Annotated in this window: 1 protein-coding gene and 1 pseudogene; both read left to right on the top strand. The window is 66.8% G+C overall.

Features of this window, described 5'->3' with window-relative positions; genetic code table 11:
- Positions 1-172 precede the first annotated feature (172 nt).
- Entirely contained in the window at positions 173-2,428 is a 2,256-nt protein-coding gene (locus VIR09_RS24805) for a phosphocholine-specific phospholipase C (RefSeq protein WP_332015262.1), read from the top strand.
- Positions 2,429-2,505: 77 nt separating this feature from the next.
- Positions 2,506-3,399: pseudogene (locus tag VIR09_RS24800) on the top strand (hypothetical protein); the annotation flags it as partial.

The following is a 3,399-nucleotide window of genomic DNA, read 5'->3' as shown; positions in this document are numbered from 1 at the left end:
TGCGGCCATCGCCCTGAGCCTGACCCTTGCCGCCTGCGGCGGCGACGACGACTCGGACGACGGCGCGACCTCGCCGCCCGAGACCGGACAGCCCGAGCCGCAGCCGCCCGCGCCGCAACTGCGCTGCGCGCCCTGAACGCCGTTCCGCCCAACCCAACGCAAGAGTAGCCCCATGACCAAGACCCATACCTCGCATTCCGCCAGCGCGTCCCCGGCCTTGCCGGGCCGCCGGCAGTTCTTCCGCTCCTCGGCCCAGGCGGCCGGCGCCCTGTCGGCGATGGCCTTGCTGCCCGCCTCGATCCAGCGTGCGCTGGCGATTCCCGCAGCGGTCGACAGCGGCACGATCAAGGACATCAAGCACATCGTGATCCTGATGCAGGAGAACCGTTCGTTCGACCACTATTTCGGCACCATGCGCGGCGTGCGCGGCTTCGGCGACCGTTTCCCGATTCCGCTGGCCAGCGGCAAGTCGGTGTTCTTCCAGCCCGATCCCAAGGGCGGCCAGGACATCCAGCCCTTCCGCCGCGACTCCAGGACCAGCAACGCGCTGATCGGTTCCGGCACGCCGCACAATTTCCCCGACCAGCAAGCCGCCTGGAACCAGGGCAAGATGGACCAATGGATCCAGTTCAAGAACCAGGCCACCATGGGCTTCTTCATGCGCGAGGATATTCCGTACCAGTTCGCGCTGGCCGACGCCTTCACGGTCTGCGACGGCTACCACTGTTCCATCCTGACCGGCACCGACCCGAACCGCATCGTGTTCTGGTCGGGCGCCAATGCCAATCCCGAACTGCGCAAGCTGGGCGTGAACAGCACGGACACCGATTCGGAACCCGTCAATTCGCGCTGCTGGCCGAGCCCGTCCAATTGGGTCGCGGGCCGGGCACAGCTGACGGACGGTTCGGGCCAGATCGACCCCGCGACCGGCGCCTACAACTACAAGTACAAGAACAGCGCCTTCAAGTGGGACACCTTGCCCGATCTGCTGCAGCGCGCCGGCGTCAGCTGGCACATCTACCAGAACATGAACAACAACTGGACCGGCGCCATGCATGGCTGCCTGGCCTTCAACAGCTTCCGCACCGCGCAACCGGGTTCGCCTATCTATGAGCACGGCCTGACCGGCGGCCCCGAGAAGAACGACGGCGCCGTCAATTTCCTCGCGCAGCTCAAGCAGGACGTGGCCAATGGCACCTTGCCGCAGGTTTCGTGGGTGCTGCCCACGCAAGCCTTGGCCGAGCATCCGGGCAGCAGCGAAGGCGTGGCCGGCGCGGCCGACTTCATTGCCGACGTGCTGGATGCGCTGACCTCCAATCCCGAGGTCTGGAGCAAGACCGCGCTGTTCGTGACTTTCGACGAGAACGACGGCTTCTTCGACCACGCGGCCATGCCGGCGGTGCCGTCCTATGACGCCAACGGCGTGCTGATGGGCAAGTCCACCGTGCCGCTGGAGGGCGAGTACTTCGATGCTTCCGTGGGCAGTTACCTGAAGGCCGAGGACAAGACCAGCGGCAACATCCGTCCGTGGGGCCTGAGCTCGCGCGTGCCGATGTATGTGGTGTCGCCGTGGAGCAAGGGCGGCTGGGTCAACTCGCAGGTATTCGACCACACCTCGGTGGGCCGCTTCCTGGAGCAGCGTTTCGACATCAAGGTGGATGCCATCAGTCCGTGGAGCCGCGCGGTCTGCGGTGACCTGACTACCTGCTTCGACTTCGTCAGCCCCAACGATCCGCGCGTTCCCACGCTGCCTGATACCAGCAACTTTCCCGCGATCAATGCGGCGCAGAAGCTCCTGCCGACCACCGCGGTGACCCAGGCGCCTGCCATCCCGCAGCCGCTGTTCCAGGAAACCGGCACGCGGCTGTCGCGCGCGCTGCCGTACGAATTGCACACCAGCGCGCGGCTGGGCGCGGACGGCGCCGTCGAACTGCTGTTCAACAACACCGGCGAAGCCGGCGCGGTGTTCCATGTGTACGACAAGCGCAACCTGGATTTGATTCCGCGGCGCTACACCGTGGAAGCAGGCAAGACGCTGTCCGATACCTGGACCGGCGGCGACTATGACCTGTGGGTCTACAGCAGCAACGGCTTCGTGCGCACCTTCTCCGGCAACACGCAGCGCGGCGCGGCCCTGGAAGTGCAGGTCTGCTACGAACCTGCCGGCGGCGCGCTGTACGTGAAGGTCTCCAACCGCGGCGCGGCCCGCCTGCAGGCGAACTTGCAGTCCAACGCCTACCGCACGGACGGTCCCTGGACCCTGGCAGTCGAACCGGGCGCGGTGGCCGAACACCATTGGTCCATCAAGGACAGCGGCAATTGGTACGACTTCACCGTTACCGCCGAGGGTTTCGAGCGGCGCTTTGCCGGCCGCATGGAGAACGGCCGCAACAGCGTCAGCGATCCCGCCATGGCGCTGCATCTGTGATGGTCCAGGCATGAACCGGCAGGACGCGCAGCGGGGCGCGTCCTGCCCGTCCCGAACAACAAGAAATCAATCTTCATATGAAAAACACATACGCAATTCTGGCCGCCAACGGCCTGTCGGTGGCTGTTCTGGTGGGCGCGCTGGCGGGCGGATCAGCGGTGCGGGCGCAGACCGCGCCGCCCGTGAAGTGGGACGGCAGCAACCTCGGCTACGGGCCCGGCGCCGGCCAGGGCGTGACGGGCAAGGACAATCACGCGATGGGCAAGAACGCGGGCACCAACGTGACCGGCAGCAACAACATCGGCCTGGGCAACGGCGCGGGCAAGGACGTGAGCACCAACTGGAACGTCGCCATCGGTGAGGGCGCGGGCTCCAAGGTCGGCGGCAAGAACGCCAATCAGGCCATCGGCTACTACGCCGGCACCAATGTGCAGGGCGGCTGGAATCAGTCGTTCGGCCGCAGCGCCGGCCAGAACGTCACGGGCGACTACAACGATGCCTACGGCTTCTGGGCCGGCACGGATACGGTGGGCAACAACAATGCCGCCTATGGCACCAACGCGGGGCGCAACGTCACTGGTAACGGCAACTCGGCCTTCGGCCAGGAAGCCGGCCGCAATGTCGTCGGAGACGGCAATCTGGCGCTGGGCCAGAACGCGGGCCAGAACGTGGAAGGTGCAGGCAATCTGGCGCAGGGCAAGAATGCCGGGCAGAACGTGAACGGCGCCAACAACCTGGCCGCCGGCGCCTACGCGGGCTATGGCGTGCAGGGCAGCGGCAACACGGCAAACGGCCTGGCAGCCGGCCGCGAGGTGACCGGCAACAACAACGTGGCGCAAGGTACGGCCGCGGGTTCGGGCGTGCGCGGCAGCGACAACGTGTCGATCGGCTCGAACGCCGGGCGCGGTTCGGTGGCGGACCGCAGCGTGTCGGTGGGCGCGGAATCGTCCGCGGCCACCCAGAGCGTCGCG

The sequence above is a fragment of the Achromobacter sp. genome (genome assembly GCF_036567245.1).
Classification (GTDB): Bacteria; Pseudomonadota; Gammaproteobacteria; order Burkholderiales; family Burkholderiaceae_B; genus Achromobacter.
This window is presented reverse-complemented; position numbering and strand designations above follow the sequence as displayed.

What these genes read in the sequence shown, in the direction of transcription:
- VIR09_RS24805 (WP_332015262.1), top strand. Translation starts at nt 173, where the DNA reads ATGACCAAGACCCATACCTCGCATTCCGCCAGCGCGTCCCCGGCCTTG.